Raw genomic sequence first — 21886 nt, 5'->3', positions numbered from 1 at the left:
TGTTAAACAACTATTATGCATCTGGATATCAACATCAATAGGGGTGGGCTTTAGCCCGCCTTACAATAAACATTTTAAATTCATTGGCTTTAGCCCAACTTGAAATATGAAGTTAAATAAAAAACGGAACCGAGGTTCCGTTTGTATAGCTGTATTTGTTGTTCTATTTATCCTGTGGTATCGGATTAAACTGAGAATTCTCAATCGTCAGCGTTTTTGTCTTCAGATCATAATGATCATTCATAGACATAACATGTACTGTTAAATTATCAATAGAAATCGGTTCTCCAAGATTGATATTAGTAAGGTTGGTATCTTTGATAAACCTTCCGTCTACCAGAATAACAAGACCTGAACCTACGGCAGTCATTACATCATTATGAATGAAAAGTCCTGTATCTTCACCCAATCCGATTCCCAGTGTTCTTGGATTGTTGACTACTGCCTGGAAAAGACGTCCGATTCTTCCCCTCTGTACAAAATGAGTATCAATAATAACATTATCGATTAACCCCAATCCCTGAGTGGTTTTGATTTCTCCTTTCAATAAGGCTTCAGAACTGCTTCCCTGGTAGATCATATTTTCAGAAGCTGCGGCAGCACCTGCAGAAGTTCCGGAATAAATAAAATCCTGTTCCTGGTATTTTAATAAAATCGTGTCATGAAATCTTGTTCCTCCAAGAATAGAAGTCAGTCTCAGCTGATCTCCTCCCGTGAACATCATCACATCGGCAGCGTTGGCTCTTGCCACCATTGCATCAGAATTGGCTTCTTCACGGTTGTGGATGTCAAGAACATTTACATTTTTAGCTCCAAGAAATTCAAATGCTTTTTTATATTCAGAACCTACGATCTGAGGAATTTGAGATGCGGTTGTTACAATTTCAATCACAGAATCTTCCTTTAGTTTTGATTCGTTGATGATCTTTCGCAAGATCCCTCGCTCAAAAAAATTAAGATTCTTTTCTATATTCTGATCATAATCGGTTTCAGCAAAACTTCCTTTGTTTACAGCGCCTCCGATAACTATTAATTTTCCAACAGGTTTCATCATTGTACAAAATTAAAAAATAATTCACATTCTTTCGCTAATTTCATGCCATCTTTAGTTGATTTTTAATGTTTTAGGAATGTTAATTAAAATTATTTTTTTTTTAACAAATCTTTAAATGTGGTATAGTTTCGTTTAGGGTTTTACATTATCTTTGGTTTTGAAAGGAGTTATTGTTAACTGTTAAAATGCCAATAGACTATGAAAATCGAAAAGATTCAGGCACTAAGAGGTCCTAACATCTGGAGCATCAGAAGAAAGAAGCTGATACAGATGAGGTTGGACTTAGAAGAAATGGAAAATTATCCTACCAATAAAATCGAAGGATTTCGGGAAAGGATTGAAAAATTAATCCCATCATTGATTACGCACCGATGCTCGGAAGGAGTAGAAGGAGGCTTTTTCCATAGAGTGGAAACGGGAACCTGGATGGGACACGTCATTGAGCATATTGCTTTGGAAATACAGACCCTGGCAGGAATGGATGTAGGGTTTGGAAGAACCCGTGAAACAAAAACTCCGGGAGTATATAATGTAGTATTTAATTATATCGAAGAAAATGCAGGGATCTTTGCTGCAGAAGAATCTGTTAAGATTGCAGAAGCGCTGATTGAAGGCAAAGATTATGATTTGAATGCATGTATTCATAGATTAAAAGAAATCAGGGAGCGTGTTCGTCTCGGGCCTTCCACTGGAAGTATTGTGGAAGAAGCTGCATCCAGAAGAATTCCATGGATAAGATTGGGAACAAACTCTCTGGTACAGCTTGGCTATGGGGTAAACCAGCAAAGATTTCAGGCTACGATTACCGGAAACACAAGTTCTATTGCTGTAGATATTGCCTGTAATAAAGAATTAACAAAGAGAATGCTTCATGATGCAGCTATTCCGGTACCCACTGGAGAGCTGGTAGTTGATGAAGAAGAATTAAATGCTGTGATCAGAAAAATCGGGTATCCTATTGTTATCAAGCCTTTGGATGGAAATCATGGAAAAGGATCTTCTATTAATGTCAACGATTGGGATGCTGCCAAGATAGGTCTTGAACACGCTCAGAAATATTCAAGAAAAGTAATTGTTGAAAAATACATTACGGGATATGATTTCCGTATACTGGTAATCAATAATAAAATGGTGGCTGCTGCCAGAAGAGTTCCTGCCCATGTTGTAGGAGATGGAGAACTGAACCTTCAGCAGCTTATTGAAAAAGAAAACAAAGATCCAAGGAGAGGCTATGGTCATGAAAATGTCCTTACCGAAATTGAAGTGGACAAAGATACTGTAGAATTACTTGATAAGCTTCAGTACACGCTGGAAACCATTCCTCAAAGAGGAGAAGTGGTGTACCTGAAATCAACAGCCAATCTTTCAACGGGAGGAACATCCATTGATGTCACTGATATGGTGCATCCGGAAAATATCACGATGGCTGAAAGAATTTCCAAAATTATCGGATTGGATGTCTGCGGTATTGATGTGATGGCAGAGAACCTCACCCAGCCTTTAAAGGAAAGTGGCGGAGCTATTATTGAAGTCAACGCTGCGCCGGGGTTCAGAATGCATCTTGCTCCAAGTGAAGGGCTACCCAGAAATGTAGCTGCACCTGTGGTTGATATGCTTTATCCTCAGGGAAAACCCTTTACCATTCCAATCATTGCGGTAACGGGAACCAATGGAAAAACAACAACTACGAGACTTATTTCCCATATTGTAAAAAGTAATGGCTACAGAGTAGGATTTACCACTTCGGATGGAATTTATATTCAGAATACCATGCTGTCAAAAGGAGATACTACCGGACCGCTTTCTGCAGAATTTATCTTAAAAGACCCTACCGTAGAATTTGCCGTGCTGGAAACAGCAAGAGGTGGTATCTTACGTTCAGGACTTGGCTTTTCACAATGTGATATTGGTGTTTTGACCAATATTGAGGAGGATCATTTGGGAATGAATGATATTCACAGTCTGAAGGATCTTACCAAAGTAAAGCGTGTTGTACTGGATAGCGTGAAAAAAAGCGGTTGGAGTGTTTTAAATGCCGACAACGAATATTCTATGAAGATTGTGAGTGATCTCGATTCCAATGTAGCTATTTTCAGTATGGATGAAAATAATCCTCATATTGTAAAATTTGCCAAAGAAGGAAAGATCACCTGTGTGTATGAAGAAGGTTTTGTAACCATCAAAAAAGGAGACTGGAAAATTAGAATAGGAAAAGCCAAAGACTTCCCGATTACCATGGAAGGAAAGGCCAGGTTTATGATCGAAAATGTATTGGCAGCCAGTTTGGCAAGTTATCTATACGGATTCGGAATTGAAGATATTTCTAATTCTTTGAGAACTTTTATTCCAAGTGCTCAGCTCACACCGGGAAGACTGAATATTTTTAAATTTAAAAACTTTAAGGTACTGATTGACTTTGCTCATAATCCTTCAGGATACGAAGCCATTGAAGATTATCTGAAAAACGTAGAATCCACCAAGAAAATAGGTATTATTTCCGGTGTCGGAGACCGAAGAGACAACGATATCAGAGAATGTGGAAAGATTGCAGGACGAATGTTTGATTATATTATCATCCGGAATGAGAAACATCTTCGTGGAAGAACGGAAGACGAAATTAACGGATTGATTATTGATGGGATTAATTCTGCAGGCAGAGATGTGAGTTATGAGATTATTCCCAAAGAGATTGAAGCATTAAAACACGCCATGGGAATGGCTGAAGAAGGAACATTTATTACTGCTTTAAGTGATGTTATTTCCAATGCCATTGATCTGGTTCAGGAATACCAGGCCAAGGAATTACTGGAAGACGATAAAAACCTGTAAATACATCTTTACAGAACTTATTAAAATTGCAATACGGAATGAAAAAACGTATTGCAATTTTTGTATCTATTGGTTTGTGACTGTTTATTTCACAGTATACAGACAGTTTAAATTCAATCATTACGGTTTCCCGTAGGGTTACGAATACATTCTCTACTTATATTTACAAAGTTTATATAAACTAAAAGTACAAGAAGTTTTTTTAATGCCTTCCCTTATGGGGGGAGCTTTTTGTTTTTATGATTTGAAGGCAAGGTATACAATATACTTGTTTACTGTAACGGCTTTATTTTGGCAGGGTAATTCGGGTCGTGTTCAGAGGTTTAAGATAAGCGATCTTTTTCTCCGCTACCATTTTATCAAGTAATTTGTTTCTTTCAAGGATTGGTAAATTAATTATTTGATCCAGTTCATTAATGTCTGAACCGTTCCATCCTCCATTTCTTTTATGGTCTTCTCTTATTTTCTCTATTATTTTAGCTTCTATTTCTTCCATGTTTTCCATGGTTCAAATATACTACTTAATAAACATTTCATACACTAAAACGATCCATCCGATTCCGCATGCCCGGGTAATACATCCAATCAGTTTCACTTGCCAGTCCGGGCTTTGAAATAGCAGGCAGTCTTTAATAAATTCTTTCATCTTTCTAAGATACTTTTATTGAACGTTTTTTGTTTACGGAAACCCATAACGATTATTTTTTGTATGTTATGTCTCTTGTTGGAGAATAATTTTTATATTTGAATCTGAATTAAAATCAAAACCATGAAAAATTTAAAGAAAATCTCTAAGGAGAAATTAAAAAGTATTACAGGAAAGAGAGGATGTCCTCCAGGCTGGCATGACTGCCCGGTGCCATGGAATGAAAAAGTGTGCATTCCGCATGATAATGAAATGGCATGTCCTGATTTATAAAAATTAATCCCTCGCTGAGAGGGATTTTTTGTTCTTATATTTCAAAATTTAACCATTTTAGCATCGACTTTATAAACTTCTTCCAGAGATATACTGTTTTTTAAATGGTTTTTATAAGCTTTCCCTGGTTTTCATACGTCCTGCCTTTCAATTTAAAATAGGGTGTTTTTCCTTCACTGTTTTGGGAGTTACAGGTTTAATTTTGCTCAACAATAAATAAAATGAAACCCATGAGAACAATCAATTACATCGTTATACATTGTACGGCAACACAGCCAGATGTTACAATAGAGAGCATTAAAACGTATTGGAAGGAAAACCTGAAATGGAAAAATCCAGGGTATCACTATATGATAAAATCTGATGGAGAAATAGTAAACACTTTGCCCATCGATCAGGTATCTAATGGAGTTGCAGGGTGGAATTCTCAAATTATCAATATATCATATATTGGAGGCATTGATAAAAGCAACCATACCAAAGATACAAGAACTAAAGATCAAAAAAAATCTATTGTAAAGCTGTTAAGAGAATTAAAATCAAAATTTCCTAAAGCTAAAATTCAAGGGCATAGAGATTTTCCCAATGTCCATAAAGCTTGCCCTAGCTTTGATGCTAAGAAAGAGTATGCTGGGTTATCATAAGGTGAAGTATTGCAAGATCGTTTTTAAATAGAATTATGGTTTTCCATAATATATTATCCAACTAATATAAAAAAGATAAATAATACAATTACGGTTTCCCGTAGAATATGCCTTCAGTCTATCCGTATATTTACAATGTTTGTGAAAACACAGCGTACATGTCAATTTTTTATCCTCCTTTGTTGGGGGATTTTTTATGATTGGAGAGATCTTTCTTCAGGAGTAAAAAATAAAACCTCCGAAATTTTGGAGGCTTGTTTCTATAAGTTTTCTCAGGTTTTTTTATACGCTGCTTTTTTTTAAGATAAAAATAAAGGAATCAATTCTAATCTGAGTGTAAAGCAGATTTTATCCGAAAAAAGCATTGGAACTCCCGATCCAGATGGCATCTTTTTTATTGAAATCTACATTCACCATGGCGGCCTTTGTCATTCTTCCCAAATTTTCCAATAAGATAGGACGTTCATCATTTTCCCGCCAAATATACAACAAACGGATCTCTGCTTTTGAAAAATCTCCGTTGATATCTTCAAAAATGGGTTCATAATATACTTTTCTCTGCAGAATATAGTTTTCCTTATCCTGAATAGCCTCTGTAACTTCCTTTGTAGGGTTTAAATTAACACCACTTCCCGCAAATGAAAATAAAGGTTTCAATACAAAATCATCCAGATTTTCATTTTCCGGGAATTCATGCAGGAAATAACTCTTTGGAACAAACGGATGCTTTAATAAGGGCAAAAGGAACTTTGAGATTTTAAAGAACCAGTTCGGGTGGGTAATCCATTTGACATCCACTTCCTCACGGAAATCAAATTCTGTAGTAAGATCAGGAATATTATCCAGCTCGTCAAATATAACACGGTTGTAGATTCTTTTGATTTCGGTTAGCTTACCATTATTTTCATAATACAGCTTTCGCCCTTCTTTCTTTACTTTCGTCAGACATACTGTTTTAATTCCTATTAATTTTTCTGTGAGAGCAAAATCAATCGCTGTTTTTTGTTTTTCCGGAAAAATTTCAAGGAGGACTACATTTTCAGGATTTTCATCTCCTACAATCAGTTCTTTTAAATAGTTTTTAAAAGTTTCATGGGGCATAGGATTTCTGATCTCTGCAAGAAAAGGGTAAACTTCACAATACGTTTCTTCATATACTTTCTGGAAAGCATACAAAGAAGGAAATGCCTGAAGCTCAATCAGCTGAGGTTCTATTGCTCCGTTTTCACTTTTGCAGACTCCAAAATCTATGGTGAAAAAATGAGGTTGATCCGTATCATTGGGAACTCTGCAGTTATCAGGAATTGCCTTTTGAAGAAGCTCTGCCGGCATTGCTTTAATCTGGCTGATAATGCTTTCACTGGCGTCTATAAGCTTATTCTCAAATTCTTTTGTCAGAAAAAGCGGACTTTCTGAAACTCTGAAACCAGGTGCTGTTCCACCTTTTTTTGCCAATATATTTTTGAGTTGACTGTATTTTTCATCTGAAAACTCGTGATTGTACTGTTTTCTGTATTTTGGAATCATATTTTTTTTCTTTGTGATGTTAAAAAAATCGGACATTTATGCCCGATTGTTATATAGTAAGAAGCTGGAAGCTGGGAGAGGGAAGTTTTCAATTCTGAAATTTAAATTATTAGTTTATAAATAAAAGAATAATCAATAATCTTAACCGATAGTAACTTCCAGCATCCTTCTTCCGGCTTCCATCCTTTTTAAACCAAAGTCTCAGCTTCTTTCAAAATGTTTTTTTTTGCAAACTGAAGAAATCTCGGAAGAATCTGATGTCTGGTGAGAATGATTTTGTCTTCATCGTCTATTCTGTCTATCGTTTCAAGATATTTTTCCATCCCGAAATTTTCAATCATTGCTTCTCTGTTTTTTTCATCTTTCAGATTTTCGATCAAAGACTCTGGATTGGCTTCTGGATGAAACTGTGTTCCGAATATCTCCTCCGAAAAACGAACGGCCATTACGGCTCTTTCCAGGTTGATATGAGGTCGGAATTTTTCAATTGCCATGATGGTCATTCCCAATTCTTCAAAACGCTCATGATCCGGTTCAATAAACTGATAAGCTCTGGAATCTACCGCATAAAAAGGATCCTTAAGATTTCTAAATAAAAACTCATTTTCGCCTTCCTCTGTTTTATGAACAGGCATTACCCCGAAAGAATAAGATTTTCTTTTGCAGATATTTCCCAGATTCCAGTGAATGCTTGCCAGCTGGAATGAGTGGCAGATCAGAAAAAGGTACTTTTTATCTTGATGGTATTTATTATGCTCAAAAACAGAGTTTAAAAAATCAGCAAATCTGTCTTCCCAGGCAAGACCTTCACGATGTGGATTTCCCGGTCCGCCGGAAGAAATGAAAATATCAAAATCTCCGATCTCCGGCATTTCATCTTTGAATCTTACATCAAATGTCTCGATTACAACATTTTCTTCAGAGTTCTGCTGAAATGATTCAGAAATTTCTTTAATGTTTCTAAATCCTTGATTGACTTGATTGTTGTTCATATCCAGCAGAGCAATTCGAATATCTTTCATTACATCATATTTTTTGTAAAGTTACCAAAAATATTATGAAGCAGAATCACCATGTGTGATACCATACTCCGTTTCAGAGATCATATAATCAACGACTTTCCTCAGATCGCCTGTTTCCTTAAAGATTTGAAGCTGTCGGTCTGCACCGGTTCCGTTTTCAAGAATTTTCCAGGCATATTCCACTTCATGGCGGCATCCCAGATCATCTACTACATCATCAATAAATTCTAAAAGCTCCTTCAATAAATGCGGATAAGGAACAGATTCTTCTTTTCCAAAATCGATGAGATGGGCTTCAATACCGCTTTTGGAGGCACGCCATTTATTTTCGTTCAGCAACAGTCTTCTGTAGCTTCTGAAGCTTAGATTTTGTTGGTGAAGTTTATAAATTTTGGCAACCAGGCATTGCATAATGGCTGCAAGACAAACCGTTTCATCAATTCTTAACGGCATATCACAAATTCTGAATTCAATTGTAGGATAGAACGGATGTACCCGTAAATCCCACCATATTTTCTTGGCATTGTCGATAGTTCCTGTTTTTACCAGAAGATCTACATAGCTGTCAAACTCTGCCAGAGAGTTGAAATAACTTGGAATACCGGTCCTTGGGAATTTTACAAAGATTTCCTGTCTGTACGATTTAAAACCTGTATATCTTCCGATCCAGAAGGGAGAATTGGTAGAAAGGGCATACACATGAGGAAGAAAGTAACGCATGACATTCTGAATTCTCACGCCTTCTTCACGATTGGGAATTCCAATATGAACATGCAGTCCGAAAATAAGATTTTCCCTGGCCACATCTCCCATATCATCTACAATTTTGATGTATCTTTCTCCCTGGGTGATATTGTTTTCAGACCAATGAGAGAATGGGTGAGTGCCTCCTCCGGAAACACGTAATCCCTGTTCATGAGCGGTATTGATAAGGTGACGCCTTAAATTCGTCAACTCTGCTCTGGCTTCCTGGATATTCTGACAAATTCCCGTTTCCATTTCAATCATGGATTCGTGCATTTCGTGCTTTAAGTTCTCACTTAAAACCGCTTTGCCGCCTTCAATGATTTTTGAAACGTGAGAAACCAGATCTCTGCTTTCTACATCAATGATCTGATATTCTTCTTCAATTCCAATAGTAAACTGATGATGCATTTATTTTGTGTTTTTTAATTCTTTTTCGATGTTATTTAATGGAATCTTTCACAAAGGTTCCCCAGGCAATATTGGGTTTCCCCGGAACATATTCTTTAGCTTTTTCTATAGCCAGTTTTGCAGCATGTTCTATAATCCATGCAAAATTTTCTTCACCTACAGAATTTCGGTCTGCATCGGGAGCGGGGTTACAGAAATCAATGGCATAAGGTATACCGTCTCTTACAGCAAATTCCACGGTGTTGAAATCGTATCCTAAAGCTTCATTCATTGTAATTGTATAATCATGAATGGTTTTCAATAATTTTTCAAGTTCTGCACCTTGTGTCTGATGTGTGGTGGCATATCTTAAATGGGGCGCATTTCTAGGTTCATAAGGCATGATGTGAACATATTTTCTGCCCAGGCAGTACACTCTGTAATAATCATCAAAGATAATTTCTTCCTGTACCATCATGACCAGCTGTTCTGTTTCTCCTAATTTATTCCAAAGATCATCCGGATTTTCAACTCTGTAAACACTTTTCCAGCCTCCGCCATCATGAGGCTTCATATATGCCGGAAACCCTACATAATTGAAGATATATTCCCAGTCATGGGGGAATTTCAGGTTTCTGAATGAAGTTTCGGAGGTGTTGTCCGGTCTTTCATGAGATGGAAGCAGAACGGTCTTAGGAAGCGGAATTCCCAGTTTGGACATCAGGGCATTGTTGAAAAATTTCTCATCAGCACTCCACCAAAACGGATTGTTGATTACATAAGTGCCGTTAAGGGCTGCATTTTTTAAATAAGCTCTGTAAAAGGGAACGTCCTGTGAAATTCTGTCGATGATCACTGCATAACCATAGTCTGCTCCTTGTTCTAATTTATCTATAGTAACGGGTTCAGCAATGATATTTCCACCTCCCAGCTCATTTACTTTGTCTATAAATGCCCAGGGAAAAGTGTCTTCCATACCGAAAAGAATTCCTACTTTTTTTGTCATAATTTTTGTTTTTAAGGTGGGTGTATATTTTTTCTATTTGTCTTTTATTGTTTTTAAGAGAAAAATGCTCCTATAAAAGTAGGGAAGACCATTCTCCATAAAGGCCAGTCGTGGCCAATCCATTTTCTTTCATCATACCAGAAGTCTATGCCTTTTATTCTTAGGATTTCAGCCATTTCAACATTTTTATCCTTGCAGATATCCTGGTCAGACGTGCTCAGCACGATATGCATGTGTTTATATTTCCAGGCTTCATCATTTCTTACAAATTCCCTTGGACAGTTGAAGTATACCAGTTCATCAGAATAGCCATCCATAAAATTCCTTATGCTGAATGCTCCTGAAAGACAAAACAGATGAGAAACCACATCCGGAAATCTGAAAGCGAAATTAGCTGCATGGTATCCTCCGAAACTTGCTCCTGCAACGGCCACGCGATGTGTTTTGTGAAGCTTCTGGATATAAGGCACGAATTCCTGAATCAGAAATTGTACATACCGCTCATAGTTTCTTATTCTTTGCTGGGGAGATATTTTGTCGTCATAAAAGCTCCAGCTGTCAATGGTCTGTACATTGTAAAGTTTTACTTTTCCCTGTTCTATAAACCAGTTGATACTTCCATTGAGATGAAAATCATGGTTTTGGGTGTATTGACCCTGCGAAGTTGGAAACATAATGACAGGGTGACCATAATGTCCGGTCACTTCTACCTTTAGACTTGTTCCTAATATATTTGAATAATAATCTGTATGTTCTATATGAGGCATTTTTTTGTGTTTAATTTTAATACTGTATTTATATTAATTCAATAAATTCAATTCCTCCCAACTGATCTTTTTCTAAAATATCCAGTACAATCGTTCCTAATTTCGGATGTTCAAGGATTATATTTTCTTTAAAGATCTATTTTGATTCAGGTTTGTTGGCATGAATGGAGTCAACGAACTGATAATATGCTTTGCTTTGCCATTTTCCGGGATTTATGTTTTCTAAATTACGTTTTACCAAGGAATCTTCTGGCAGACTGTATATTATGAATTCAATAACATTTTGAATATCAATGTCACGCTTCACTTTCAGGAACTCAATTTGTTGCTTTTGGGAGGAAGGATATTCAGCATATCTGTATGGATTATTTCTGCTGCAGCATCCAGCCTGTCCTGTACAATGGAGGCATCACCAGATTTATAAACAATCCCGACATGATAATCTATGGGAAGAAATTTGACAACTTCTTCACATTCGAAATTACTGTAATTCGGTTCTTTATCTTTAATCAGAGCCACAATCAAGCCTGAATAATAGCCTGTAGGCGGAGAAACGCTGTAATCATGACCTCTCAGAAGAGCATCTTCAATTTTAGCCCATTCTCTCCAGATATTGATACCGCTTGAAGCTTCAACCAGATCCGGGATATGAGCACCACCCACTCTGGATGAGGTTTCAAGGAAGTACCATTTTCTGTCTTCTTTTCCACGGATAAATTCTGTATGGGTTGCACCATTAATCAGTCCGAAATTAGAAAGTACTTTTGCGTTTATTTCTTCCAATGCTTTAAAGTCCTCGGAATATCTTCCTAAGGTTTTGGATCTGAAAACACCGCCCTCATGTGATACCTGCATGGGAGGTGCAAGATATTTTGAGGCAGAAGTGAATACTATTTTTTTGTTAAAAGTAAGGCTGTCCACATGGTAAACATCTCCGGGTTTAAAACTCTCCAGTAAAAAAAGATGGCGTTCTTCTCCCAGCGTTTCCAGTGCTTCAAGAAGTTGTTCTTTAGAAGTTATTTTCTTGATGCCTGATGCTGATGCTTCGGAACGCGGTTTCAGTACCCATGGGGCAGGAACGCGGTCTGTAAATTCATCCACTTCATGATCATTGAATACCGCAGTGAATTCGGGGACGCTGATCCCGGAATCCTTTGCTTTCTGCCTCATGGCAAGTTTATCTCTGAAATACCGGTGGGTAGTCTGTCCCATTCCGGGAATACGGAATGTCTCTCTGATTAACGCTGCTTTTTCAACATCATAATCATCCAAAGCCACTACAGCATCTACTTTTCTGGTCTTCATCAGATGAGAAAATCCCTGGATCAGATGTTCCAGATTCCATACGGATGGCTTTAGCTCAGGCATATAAAATGTTTCATCAATAGCATGCCAGGGCCAGTTTTTTTCTTTGAGGTTTTCGGAGGTTACGAGGATGATTTTATTACCGAGATTCTTCATTTCGTCCATAAAATCGTAGCCTTTGTAGTAGCACGAAATACACACAATTGTTTTCTTCTCCATATAATGTTTTTTAATATTTAGTGAATTTTCAAAAATAAAAGCGTTTATTTATTATTTTATTAATGTTAAAAAATGAAATATCGTGCGTTTTTGAAAATTCACTAATCAATTATACAGAGTTTTTTTGTAAAAAACTAATTTTTAGTGATAATTTTCAATTAAATTCACCAGAAGCTGAACACCAAAACCTGTTGCTGCTTTTTCTTTAGCATAGCCTACACTTCCAAAGGCTACTCCGGCAATATCCAAATGTGCCCATTTAGGATGGTTTTCAATGAATTGCTCTAAGAATTTCGCGGCAATAATACAGTCTCCTACAGGTTTTAAAGAAATGTTTTTTATATCTGCTACATCAGACTGGATATCGTCTTTCCAGACATCCCATAAAGGAAGATTCCATACTCTCTGATTGGTTTGGTCTCCTGTTTTTATAAGATTATTTTTTAATTCTTCATTATTGGAGAACATTGCAGCGCAGGTATCTCCAAACATTCTTACAGAGCTTCCCGTTAAAGTTGCCAGGTCAATCAGGAAATCTGTTTTGTAGTTTTTAGCAAGATAAGACAATCCGTCCGCGAGAATCAGCCTGCCTTCCGCATCGGTATCAAGCACTTCAATGGTCTTTCCGTTGTAGGCTGTGATCACGTCACTTGGAAGGAGAGCCTTTTCAGAAACAGCATTGTCTGTAATAGGAAGAACAGCAATGATATTGACAGGAAGCTGCATTTCAGCGGCATAGATTAACGTTCCCAAAACAGCGGTAGCTCCACCCATGTCAGACTTCATATAATGCAGATTGGCAGAGCTTTTTATTGATATTCCTCCCGTATCAAACAAAATACATTTTCCTACCAGCCCGAAAGTCTTGGCGTTTTTTGCTGTCGTTTTATATTCTAAAATAGTGAAAGCAGCATCATAAGCACTTCCCTGGTTCACAGAAAGATAAGCGCCTAATCCAAGCTCTTCACATTTCTTTCTGTTAAAAGCCGTGTATTTTAAGTCATATTTTTTAGCCAGATTTTTGAGGTATGCACTTAATATATCCGGTTTTTTAAGATTGGCTGGTTTGTTGAGCCAGTCCTGACAGGCGGTCTGCCCGTTAATCAGAGCTTCTGCTTTCTGGCTGATGTGATCTAATTTTTTCTGGCTTAAATTTTCAAAATGTAATTCAAATTTTGTATTCCAGAAAGCATGTTTTTTATCAAAAGGATAGTTGTAAGTTCCTGTTAAAAGTCCTTTAACGAATTCCTGAAACTGCTTTTCATTCATAAAATCAGCAAGTGCTAATGTAGGCACAGCCTGCAGTTTTTCTTTTTGAGACTGTGAAAACCTGGCTGCCACCTGCTGGATTTCATAATTTTGTAAAGCAGATTTTCCTAATCCAATGAAATAAGTAATTCCTTCTTCATGGGCATTGACAAAGACTTCATGTTTTTTCCCGGTGAAAAAAGTGGAAATGTTTTTATTGAAATTTTTACTGGTTTTTGCCCATTCTTCCTCAGTAAAAAGGTGAAAAACCTGCGTGTAATTTTTGTTTTTTTTATTGATTAGTTTCATAAACAGATGTTATATTTTCTAAATTTATAAACCTTGCTGTTTTCAAATGAAATTTTCTACAGCAATTTTATATTGAGTTCTTGATGCTTTGCTGGTGTGGTTTTACTTCTACCGGATTTTCTGTATTGTCATAGAACAGCCATTCAATAGCTCTTGGAAACTCCTGTGACCAGTAAAATTCATTGTGAGTGCCTTCAGGATTGATATTGGTTTTAAATTCAAAATCAAAAAGCTTTTTCTCTTCCCATTTTTTCAGATATTCTTCAAAAATATGAATCCTTTTGACCATTTTAGAGCCTTCCTGACCGCCGCCGTAAAGATAGATTTTAGTTTTGAACGGAACCCGGAAATTCATCATCGGAAAGTTGTTATTCGGTTCTACCCAGAGAGAAGGCGAGAAGATTAATAGTTTGGAGTACACTTCAGGATAAAGAAAACCACTGTATATACTGATGAGCGCTCCCAATGAGCTGCCCCCGATTCCGGTATTGTCGCGGTCTTTTTTTGTTCTGTAATTTTCGTCCACAAAAGGCTTTAAAGTATCTGCAATAAAGCGGATATACTTTTTTCCTTCCGAACCGCTGGCGACATGATCATTATCAAAAATATATTCTTTAATTCTTTCCTCACTGCCATGTTCTATCGCAATGATGATAAGATCACCGCGTCCATACTCTGCAAGGATGGATAGCTTTTTGTCGATTTCCCAATTTCCGAAGCCGCTTCCTTCATTGAACAGATTTTGTGCATCCTGGAGGTATAAAACAGGATACCGTTTATCCGTGTTGTGATAGTCGTAGGGAAGGAGCGCCCAAACCTTACGGTAACGGTCAAGCTGCGGAATGTAAAAATTTTCGGAAATAACTTCTGCTATAGGATAATATTCTTCTTTGAACGGTCCCCAGTTCAATCTCCATTTTTTTACAGAGTCAGTTGTTTTACCTGCAGATTTTTTTACTTTCCGGTTGGGTGTGATATTTCCATATTGGTCCAGTTCTACATTTTCCCAACCTCCCTTTGTGAATTTATATTCAATATCATCAGGAAGAGCCTGATCTTCAATTTCTATAAAATAACGGGATGTGTCAGTCTGTCTAAGCTGAAAATTATAATCTTTAGGATTCCAGCTATTGAAATTTCCGGTAATAAATACCGGTCTGTCGTCTATTTCTACTGTATAAAGTTCAAACCTCATCGTTGTGTTTAATAAAATATTGATGTTAAATTTATAAAAAAAAGATTGTTTTGAAATTATAAAAATATGTAGTAAAAAATGATATATTTGATAGATAGACAAAACACGAAATGATGTTGATAATTATTTGATGAATAATTTATCGCTATTGTCAGTATTTTTCGTAGTTTCAGGAAAAATATAAATATAAACTGATCTTGATGAATTCTGTTAAGACCTACACGCTTTTCACCGATCATGATGTATATCTTTTTAAAGAAGGTAGGCACTATAAGCTGTATGGTAAATTTGGAGCACATTCTGCAGAAAAAGAGGGCGTAAAGGGCGTATATTTTTCCGTTTGGGCACCTAATGCAAAGAAAGTTTCTGTGATCGGAAATTTTAACAACTGGAATCATAAAGATCATATCTTGTTTCCACGATGGGATGAATCCGGGATCTGGGAAGGATTTATTGAAGGATTAACCTGGGGAACATTATATAAATATGCTATTGAAACACCCAGAGGTGAAATTCTGGAGAAAAGCGATCCCTATGCATTGAGCTGGGAACAGAATATTCAGGCCGCTTCTCTTGTTTCTACTACCTGGTATGAGTGGGATGACCAGGAATGGATGGACAGCCGCTGGAAAAGAAACAGGCTGGAAGCTCCGATATCTGTATATGAGCTGCATTTGGGCTCCTGGGTAAGAGAAGAAGATCAGCCCCAGCGTTTTTTAAACTATAGAGATATTGCCAAAAAACTGGTTCCTTATATAAAAGAAATGGGATTTACCCATGTAGAATTTATGCCGGTGATGGAATATCCTTACGAACCCAGCTGGGGATATCAGATTACCGGTTTTTATGCGGCCACTTCGCGCTTTGGTTCACCACAGGATCTGATGTTTCTTATTGATGAACTTCATAATAATGAAATAGGCGTTATTCTAGATTGGGTTCCGTCCCATTTTCCGGGAGATGCCAATGGTCTTCACCGCTTTGACGGCTCTTATCTGTATGAACATGAAGATCCGAGAAAAGGATTTCACCCGGATTGGAAATCGCATATTTTCAATTACGGAAGAAATGAAGTAAAGTCTTTTCTGATTTCAAATGCCATGTTCTGGCTGGATCGCTATCATGCAGACGGATTGCGTGTGGATGCCGTAACTTCAATGCTTCATCTTGATTATTCAAGAAATGAAGGAGAATGGGAACCTAATATATATGGAACCAATGTGAACCTGGAAGCTAAAACTTTTCTACAGGAATTTAATACGGCTGTTTATAAAGAATTTGGAAATAATATCATCACCATAGCAGAAGAAAGCTCAGATTTTCCCATGCTTACAAAACCTGTTCATGACGGTGGTGTAGGATTTGGAATGAAATGGATGATGGGCTGGATGCATGATACGCTGGATTATTTTAAAGAAGATTTTGTTAACCGTAAATTCCATCATCATAAACTGACCTTTGCTTCCATGTATATGTATAATGAAAATTATATGATGCCTTTGTCACATGATGAAGTGGTACACGGAAAAGCAAGTCTTATTTATAAAATGAAGGGTGACGAATGGCAGAAGTTTGCCAATCTCCGTACCTTATATGTATATATGTATACCCATCCCGGAGCCAAGCTGCTTTTCATGGGCGATGAATTCGGACAGACCGGTGAATGGAATTTTACCAGAAGCCTGGACTGGCATTTGCTTAAATATCCTGTTCACCAAGGAATGCAGGAAATGGTGAAAGACCTGAATCACCTTTACAGATCAGAAACCGCTTTTTATGAAAATCAGTTTGATAAACATGGCTTTGAATGGGTAGAAGCAGATGATCTGGAAAATTCAGTATATGTTTATCTAAGAAAAGGAAAAAAGAAAGAAGATGTCCTGATGGTCATTTTAAATCTGGCACCCAACGTATTGGATTATAAAATCGGGATTCCTGCAGGCTCCCACTGGAAAGTTATTTTAAACTCGGATGATGAAAAATACAGTGGAAGCGGAGTAAGGCCTGAAATCCTTGATGAGACGTATGAAGAATGGAGAAATTATTCTAAAACAATGACGGTGAAATTACCGCCATTGGCAGGAATAATTTTAAGACAGAAGAAAGATAAAAAGTATAAATTACACAGAATTAAACACAAGAGATAAAGAATGGTTGTTTATCATTTAAGTACAGAATGTTATCCTGTAGCAAAAGTAGGCGGTCTGGCAGATGTGGTTGGAGCGTTACCAAAGTATCAGAATAAAGTAAAAGGTATAGAGGCAAAAGTAGTGATGCCCTGGTATAATAAACCTTTTATTCGGGATCATGAATTCGATGTTGTTTTTGATGGCTTTATCCATCAGGGGATCAGTATGCTGCAGGTTCAGGTATTGAAAGAAAAGACAAATGTCCTGGGATTTGAGCTGTATATGGTAAGAATTCCGGGATTATTAGACAGGGATAATCCTTATGGGTATCAGGATGAAAGTTTCCAGTTTCTGGCTTTTCAACATGGAATACTGCATTGGCTTTGTGCCATGGAAATCCGTCCTGATGTGCTGCATTGTCATGATTATCATACTGGTTTGATTCCTTTTATGGTGGAAAATTGTCCGGAATTCGGATTCTTAAAAGGAGTAAAAACAATAGGAACTATTCATAACGGAGAATATCAGGGAATGATGAGCTGGAATATGGCCAATTATATGCCTTCTTTTGATGATTATAAATGGGGACTGATAGACTGGAACGGATTCATGAATCCTCTGGCAAGTATGATTAAATGTGCCAACGCTTTTACCACCGTTTCCGAAGGATATCTTGAAGAACTCTTTATCAGCTTCCGCGGACTGGAAAGTCTGGTTCGTCAGGAATTCGGAAAAGCTTATGGTATCATCAACGGTATTGACACCGAAGTCTGGAATCCTGAAACCGATCCGATGCTCGATTTTAATTTTAACAGTAAAAATGCTGTAGCTCAGAAAAAGAAAAATAAAGAAAAACTCTGTAAAGAATATGGGTTAAAGCCCGAGCTTCCTTTATTCGCCTTTATCGGAAGATTCGCCACGGAAAAAGGTGCAGATCTGCTTCCGGATGTAGTTTGGCGAAGTATTAAACAAAGTTATGGAGCTTTAAATATTATGATTCTCGGATCAGGAAATACCTATATTGAAAATAAACTGAAAGAATACGATTATACCTACACCAATTTTGCACTGGATCTTGGATATAAAGAACATCTTTCCCATAAGATCTATGCATCAGCAGATTTCCTTCTGATGCCTTCCAGAGTAGAGCCTTGCGGGTTGAATCAAATGTACTCCATGAGATACGGAACTGTTCCCGTGGTAAGATTTACGGGAGGTCTCAAAGATACCGTAGAAGATATTTCGACGGGTGGAGCAGGACTGAACTTTACTTATCCGGGGGTAGATGATGTTGTACATGCTATGAACAGGGCAATGGCGATTTATAATCAAAAAGGGGTTATGGAAGATCTTATCCATGCCAACATGAATTTTGACTTTGCATGGGAGAAATCTGCAGAAAAATACATAGCTTTATATAATAGCTGATAGAGTGAAGATTTTCGGATTTCTTTCTGTGATAATGTTTACACTGTTTTCATGTAAAGAAGACAGAGGAAGCTATCATGGAGGTTATTATTGGATTTATGGCTACGGTCTTCCGGCAACGGAAAGGTATGAAGCAATGGCTGGTATTGCCGAAAAATGGAAAATAAAGCATTACTCTGTCGGTGATTGTCTGGTAGAACCTGACGAGATGAAGAGAATAGATGCTCTTAATAAAAGGACTTATGCTGCAATAGAAAGAAAATATGGGAAAGGCTGGAGAGAAAAGTATCGTAAAGATGTCGATAACTTTGTAATGAAGAGTGCTGATGTAATGGACGTACTTATTACAAATCCGTTCTTCAGAAATGAGCTTAAAAAATATAATATTGAAATCTATAACCTGGATAAAGAGGTTTTAGTATTAAATGATAAAGATGATTTTCGGGTGACTGTTTATAAAAACGAGCTCCAATATGAAAACAAAGAATGCTTTAAAGTAGCAGTAAACACTAAAAACAGAACAGTAAACTTAATAAAATAAAACGCAATATATTTATGAATCGAAATGTAATCTCCATTGTGTTAGGAGGAGGCAGAGGAACAAGATTATTTCCGTTAACGTATACCAGATCAAAGCCGGCTGTTCCTATTGCAGGAAAATACAGACTGGTGGATATTCCTATTTCAAACTGTTTGAACTCAGGACTGAATAAAATTCTGGTGCTAACGCAGTTTAATTCTGCTTCACTCAATTCACATATTAAGAATTCTTATCACTTTGATATCTTCAGCAAAGGTTTTGTAGACATTCTGGCAGCCGAGCAGAATGTAGAAAATGACAGCTGGTATCAAGGAACAGCTGATGCTGTGCGTCAGTCTATGAAGCATCTTGAAAAATATGATTATGACTATATCCTTATTCTTTCAGGAGATCAGTTGTATCAGATGGATTTCAGAGAAATGCTGGACTTCCATATTGAAAACGGAGGTGATCTTACCATTGCTACCATTCCGGTCAATGCAAAAGATGCCACAGGTTTTGGAATCTTAAAATCGGATGATGAGGGAAATATTACTTCTTTCTATGAAAAGCCGGATTTTGATATGTTAACAGGCCTGAAATCTGAAGTTTCAGAAGAAAATAAACATGCCGGAAAAGAGTTTCTGGCTTCCATGGGAATCTATATTTTCACCAAGAACATCCTTAAAAAGATGTTTGATGAAGGTGCAGGTGATGATTTCGGAAAAGATATCATTCCAAGCTCCATTGGAAAATACAAGACATTAAGCTATCAATATGAAGGCTACTGGACAGATATCGGAACTATAGAATCCTTCTACGAAGCCAATCTGGATCTTTGTCTGGATCTGCCGCAGTTTAATCTTTTCTCTTCTTCGCCTATCTACACCAGAGCAAGAATGCTTCCTCCGTCAAAAATAAACGGTTCATATGTAAGTAAAGCCGTTTTTGGAGATGGGTGTATCATTATGGCAGATAAAATTGAAAACTCTGTGATCGGAAACAGAACAAGGATTGATAAAGGAAGTACCATCGTGAATTCTTATGTCATGGGAGCTGATTTCTACCAAAATACAACAGAAATTGTCCTGAACGACAGAGGCGGACGTCCTAATATGGGAATTGGTAAATACTGCTATATAGAAAAAGCAATCCTGGATAAAAACTGTTACATTGGTGACAATGTGAAGATTACTGGCGGAAAACATATTCCGGATGGTGATTATGGAACTTATTCTGTTCAGGATGGGATTGTGGTTGTGAAGAAAGGCGCTGTAATTGCTCCGGGAACACATATCGGGTAAGAGAAGGTAAATAAGAAGCTGGAAGCTGGAAATTATGAATGGCGGAATAGAAAAAGTTATCTTTTCACACGAAATCCTGGCTTATTCTATTGGCTTGAAGAATTTTTCAATCAAAAATTTTGGTAGCTTTATCCGTCAAATAGTAACTTCCAGCTTCCTGGATTCCGCTTCCAGCCTTTAACAAGGTTAATTATTGTTAAACATATCATTGGAGTGATCGGCATATTGGTCACTCTTTATATTTGTATTATTTTTGTGCGATGCGTATTTTTAAAATCTTAGCGGTAATCATTATTCTTTTGGGGGGAGCTTATGCTGCTTCCATGTATTATTTTGTAGATGAAAGTAAGAACTTTACGATTGAAAAAGAGATCGACTATCCCGTGGATAAAGTTTTTGCCCAGTTTAATAATCTTCAGAATTTTACAAGATGGAACAACTTTTTTACCAGCTCACCGTCTATAGATATAGATTATTACACGCCTTATGAAGGGCAGGGAAGTGCCATCAGCTATGTAGATCCTAAAAATGATACCGATGGAGAAATGTTCATCAGGTATGAAAACCCCAATAAAACATTAAAATATCAGCTTTTTGAGGATAAAAACGAAAATCCGACATTGGTTGACGTTAAATTCAAACCTGTTTCCGCAGAAAAAACAAAGATTATCTGGTATGTTCATACTCCCAAATTAGCAGTCTGGAAAAGAGTAGAAAATTTCTGGACTGAAGACCGTTTTGCCGAAAACATCAACAAAAGTATGGTGAATCTTAAAAACTCCTTAGGAAATAAAGTAGAAAAAGACAACAGGATGGCAGCCATCAAATATGACAGCCTGATGGTGGAGAATGAGGAAGACAAACTGTTGTTGGGAATTAATGTAAGTACATCGAACAAAAAAGACGCTCTTTACAAAAATATCGTAATGAATTATAATAAAGTCTATAACTTCGTAACGATGGATCTTGGGAAAAGAGATGATGAATTCGGATACCCGATCCTGATTACTGATGCCGATAATTACAAAGACAAAGAGGTTTCTTATTTTCTCGGAATTCCACTTTCTAAGAAAATTGGAGTGTCTGATAATAATTTCAATTTTAGATCCATAAATCCGTCTCAAAATTATGTAATTTACTACAAAGGGAATTATGAGGGAAGAATTCGGGCAATTCAGCAGCTCATTCAGAAAGCCAAAAAAGACGAGATGCGCTTCGGAGATATTCGCCAGACCTTTATTGAACGTCCGATGGATGGTCAGGAGGTAAACGTTAAGCTCTCATTATCAGTATATAAGTGATTTTTTTTTAATTTATTTCTTCTTAA

19 protein-coding genes are annotated in these 21886 nt (G+C 37.0%); 8 read left to right on the top strand and 11 right to left on the bottom strand.

Annotated features, from left to right (window positions below; genetic code table 11):
* Positions 1–163: 163 nt before the first annotated feature.
* Positions 164–1051, bottom strand: coding sequence for a cyanophycinase (locus C8D70_RS02670; protein ID WP_076597796.1), 888 nt, complete (start codon positions 1049–1051; stop codon positions 164–166).
* A gap of 201 nt (positions 1052–1252) precedes the next feature.
* Between C8D70_RS02670 and cphA the strand changes: the two genes are divergently transcribed.
* Positions 1253–3883 carry a cyanophycin synthetase gene (cphA, locus tag C8D70_RS02665; RefSeq protein ID WP_076597762.1) on the top strand — a complete coding sequence of 877 codons (2631 nt, stop codon included), beginning with the start codon at positions 1253–1255 and terminating at the stop codon, positions 3881–3883.
* 286 nt (positions 3884–4169) lie between these two features.
* On the opposite strand, the gene C8D70_RS02660 is transcribed toward cphA, so the two are convergent.
* On the bottom strand, positions 4170–4379 hold the full coding sequence (locus C8D70_RS02660) for a hypothetical protein (protein WP_136522285.1): 210 nt from the start codon (positions 4377–4379) through the stop codon (positions 4170–4172).
* 21 nt (positions 4380–4400) lie between these two features.
* On the bottom strand, positions 4401–4529 hold the full coding sequence (locus tag C8D70_RS21155) for a hypothetical protein (protein ID WP_262484557.1): 129 nt from the start codon (positions 4527–4529) through the stop codon (positions 4401–4403).
* Positions 4530–4652: 123 nt separating this feature from the next.
* Between C8D70_RS21155 and C8D70_RS20700 the strand changes: the two genes are divergently transcribed.
* Both C8D70_RS20700 and C8D70_RS02655 read left to right on the top strand, forming a co-directional pair.
* On the top strand, positions 4653–4802 hold the full coding sequence (locus C8D70_RS20700) for a bacteriocin-like protein (protein ID WP_168801989.1): 150 nt from the start codon (positions 4653–4655) through the stop codon (positions 4800–4802).
* Positions 4803–5032: 230 nt separating this feature from the next.
* Positions 5033–5446 carry an N-acetylmuramoyl-L-alanine amidase gene (locus tag C8D70_RS02655; protein WP_181416084.1) on the top strand — a complete coding sequence of 138 codons (414 nt, stop codon included), beginning with the start codon at positions 5033–5035 and terminating at the stop codon, positions 5444–5446.
* 348 nt (positions 5447–5794) lie between these two features.
* Here C8D70_RS02655 and C8D70_RS02650 read toward each other — a convergent pair whose 3' ends face one another.
* The 8 genes from C8D70_RS02650 to C8D70_RS02615 all read right to left on the bottom strand — a co-directional run bounded on the left by C8D70_RS02650 (position 5795) and on the right by C8D70_RS02615 (position 15178).
* Positions 5795–6973 carry a hypothetical protein gene (locus C8D70_RS02650; RefSeq protein ID WP_110366382.1) on the bottom strand — a complete coding sequence of 393 codons (1179 nt, stop codon included), beginning with the start codon at positions 6971–6973 and terminating at the stop codon, positions 5795–5797.
* A gap of 188 nt (positions 6974–7161) precedes the next feature.
* Positions 7162–7995 carry a type 1 glutamine amidotransferase gene (locus tag C8D70_RS02645; protein ID WP_076594548.1) on the bottom strand — a complete coding sequence of 278 codons (834 nt, stop codon included), beginning with the start codon at positions 7993–7995 and terminating at the stop codon, positions 7162–7164.
* Between the two features lie 33 nt (positions 7996–8028).
* Complete coding sequence (locus C8D70_RS02640) at positions 8029–9150, bottom strand: carboxylate-amine ligase (protein ID WP_076594549.1); 1122 nt, start codon at positions 9148–9150, stop codon at positions 8029–8031.
* Between the two features lie 31 nt (positions 9151–9181).
* Positions 9182–10135 carry a RimK family alpha-L-glutamate ligase gene (locus C8D70_RS02635; RefSeq protein WP_076594550.1) on the bottom strand — a complete coding sequence of 318 codons (954 nt, stop codon included), beginning with the start codon at positions 10133–10135 and terminating at the stop codon, positions 9182–9184.
* Between the two features lie 53 nt (positions 10136–10188).
* The gene (locus C8D70_RS02630; protein ID WP_110366285.1) at positions 10189–10902 is read right to left on the bottom strand and encodes an alpha/beta hydrolase-fold protein; all 714 of its coding nucleotides are present in this window, start codon (positions 10900–10902) and stop codon (positions 10189–10191) included.
* 309 nt (positions 10903–11211) lie between these two features.
* A complete protein-coding gene (locus tag C8D70_RS02625; RefSeq protein ID WP_110366284.1) occupies positions 11212–12426 on the bottom strand; it encodes an acetyl-CoA carboxylase biotin carboxylase subunit family protein in 1215 nt (404 codons plus the stop codon).
* 141 nt (positions 12427–12567) lie between these two features.
* Positions 12568–13983 (bottom strand): M17 family metallopeptidase, encoded by a 1416-nt coding sequence (locus C8D70_RS02620; protein ID WP_110366283.1) that lies wholly within the window; start codon positions 13981–13983, stop codon positions 12568–12570.
* A gap of 67 nt (positions 13984–14050) precedes the next feature.
* Positions 14051–15178: an alpha/beta hydrolase gene (locus tag C8D70_RS02615; RefSeq protein WP_076594555.1), complete on the bottom strand. Its 1128-nt coding sequence runs from the start codon at positions 15176–15178 to the stop codon at positions 14051–14053.
* Between the two features lie 200 nt (positions 15179–15378).
* On the opposite strand from C8D70_RS02615, the gene glgB reads away from it, so the two are divergent.
* The 5 genes from glgB to C8D70_RS02590 all read left to right on the top strand — a co-directional run bounded on the left by glgB (position 15379) and on the right by C8D70_RS02590 (position 21860).
* Positions 15379–17325 (top strand): 1,4-alpha-glucan branching protein GlgB, encoded by a 1947-nt coding sequence (glgB, locus tag C8D70_RS02610; protein WP_181416083.1) that lies wholly within the window; start codon positions 15379–15381, stop codon positions 17323–17325.
* A 3-nt stretch (positions 17326–17328) separates the two neighbouring features.
* The gene (locus C8D70_RS02605; protein ID WP_110366281.1) at positions 17329–18735 is read left to right on the top strand and encodes a glycogen synthase; all 1407 of its coding nucleotides are present in this window, start codon (positions 17329–17331) and stop codon (positions 18733–18735) included.
* A gap of 34 nt (positions 18736–18769) precedes the next feature.
* On the top strand, positions 18770–19276 hold the full coding sequence (locus C8D70_RS02600; protein WP_076594558.1) for a hypothetical protein: 507 nt from the start codon (positions 18770–18772) through the stop codon (positions 19274–19276).
* A gap of 14 nt (positions 19277–19290) precedes the next feature.
* The gene (locus tag C8D70_RS02595; protein ID WP_076594559.1) at positions 19291–20559 is read left to right on the top strand and encodes a glucose-1-phosphate adenylyltransferase; all 1269 of its coding nucleotides are present in this window, start codon (positions 19291–19293) and stop codon (positions 20557–20559) included.
* A gap of 260 nt (positions 20560–20819) precedes the next feature.
* Complete coding sequence (locus tag C8D70_RS02590) at positions 20820–21860, top strand: SRPBCC domain-containing protein (RefSeq protein WP_110366280.1); 1041 nt, start codon at positions 20820–20822, stop codon at positions 21858–21860.
* Positions 21861–21886 lie beyond the last annotated feature (26 nt).

It is taken from the genome of Chryseobacterium sp. CBTAP 102 (assembly GCF_003201365.1).
GTDB classification, from domain to species: Bacteria; Bacteroidota; Bacteroidia; order Flavobacteriales; family Weeksellaceae; genus Chryseobacterium; species Chryseobacterium candidae.
The sequence above is the reverse complement of the archived record's forward strand: the minus strand, read 5'-3'. Positions and strand labels throughout refer to the sequence as shown.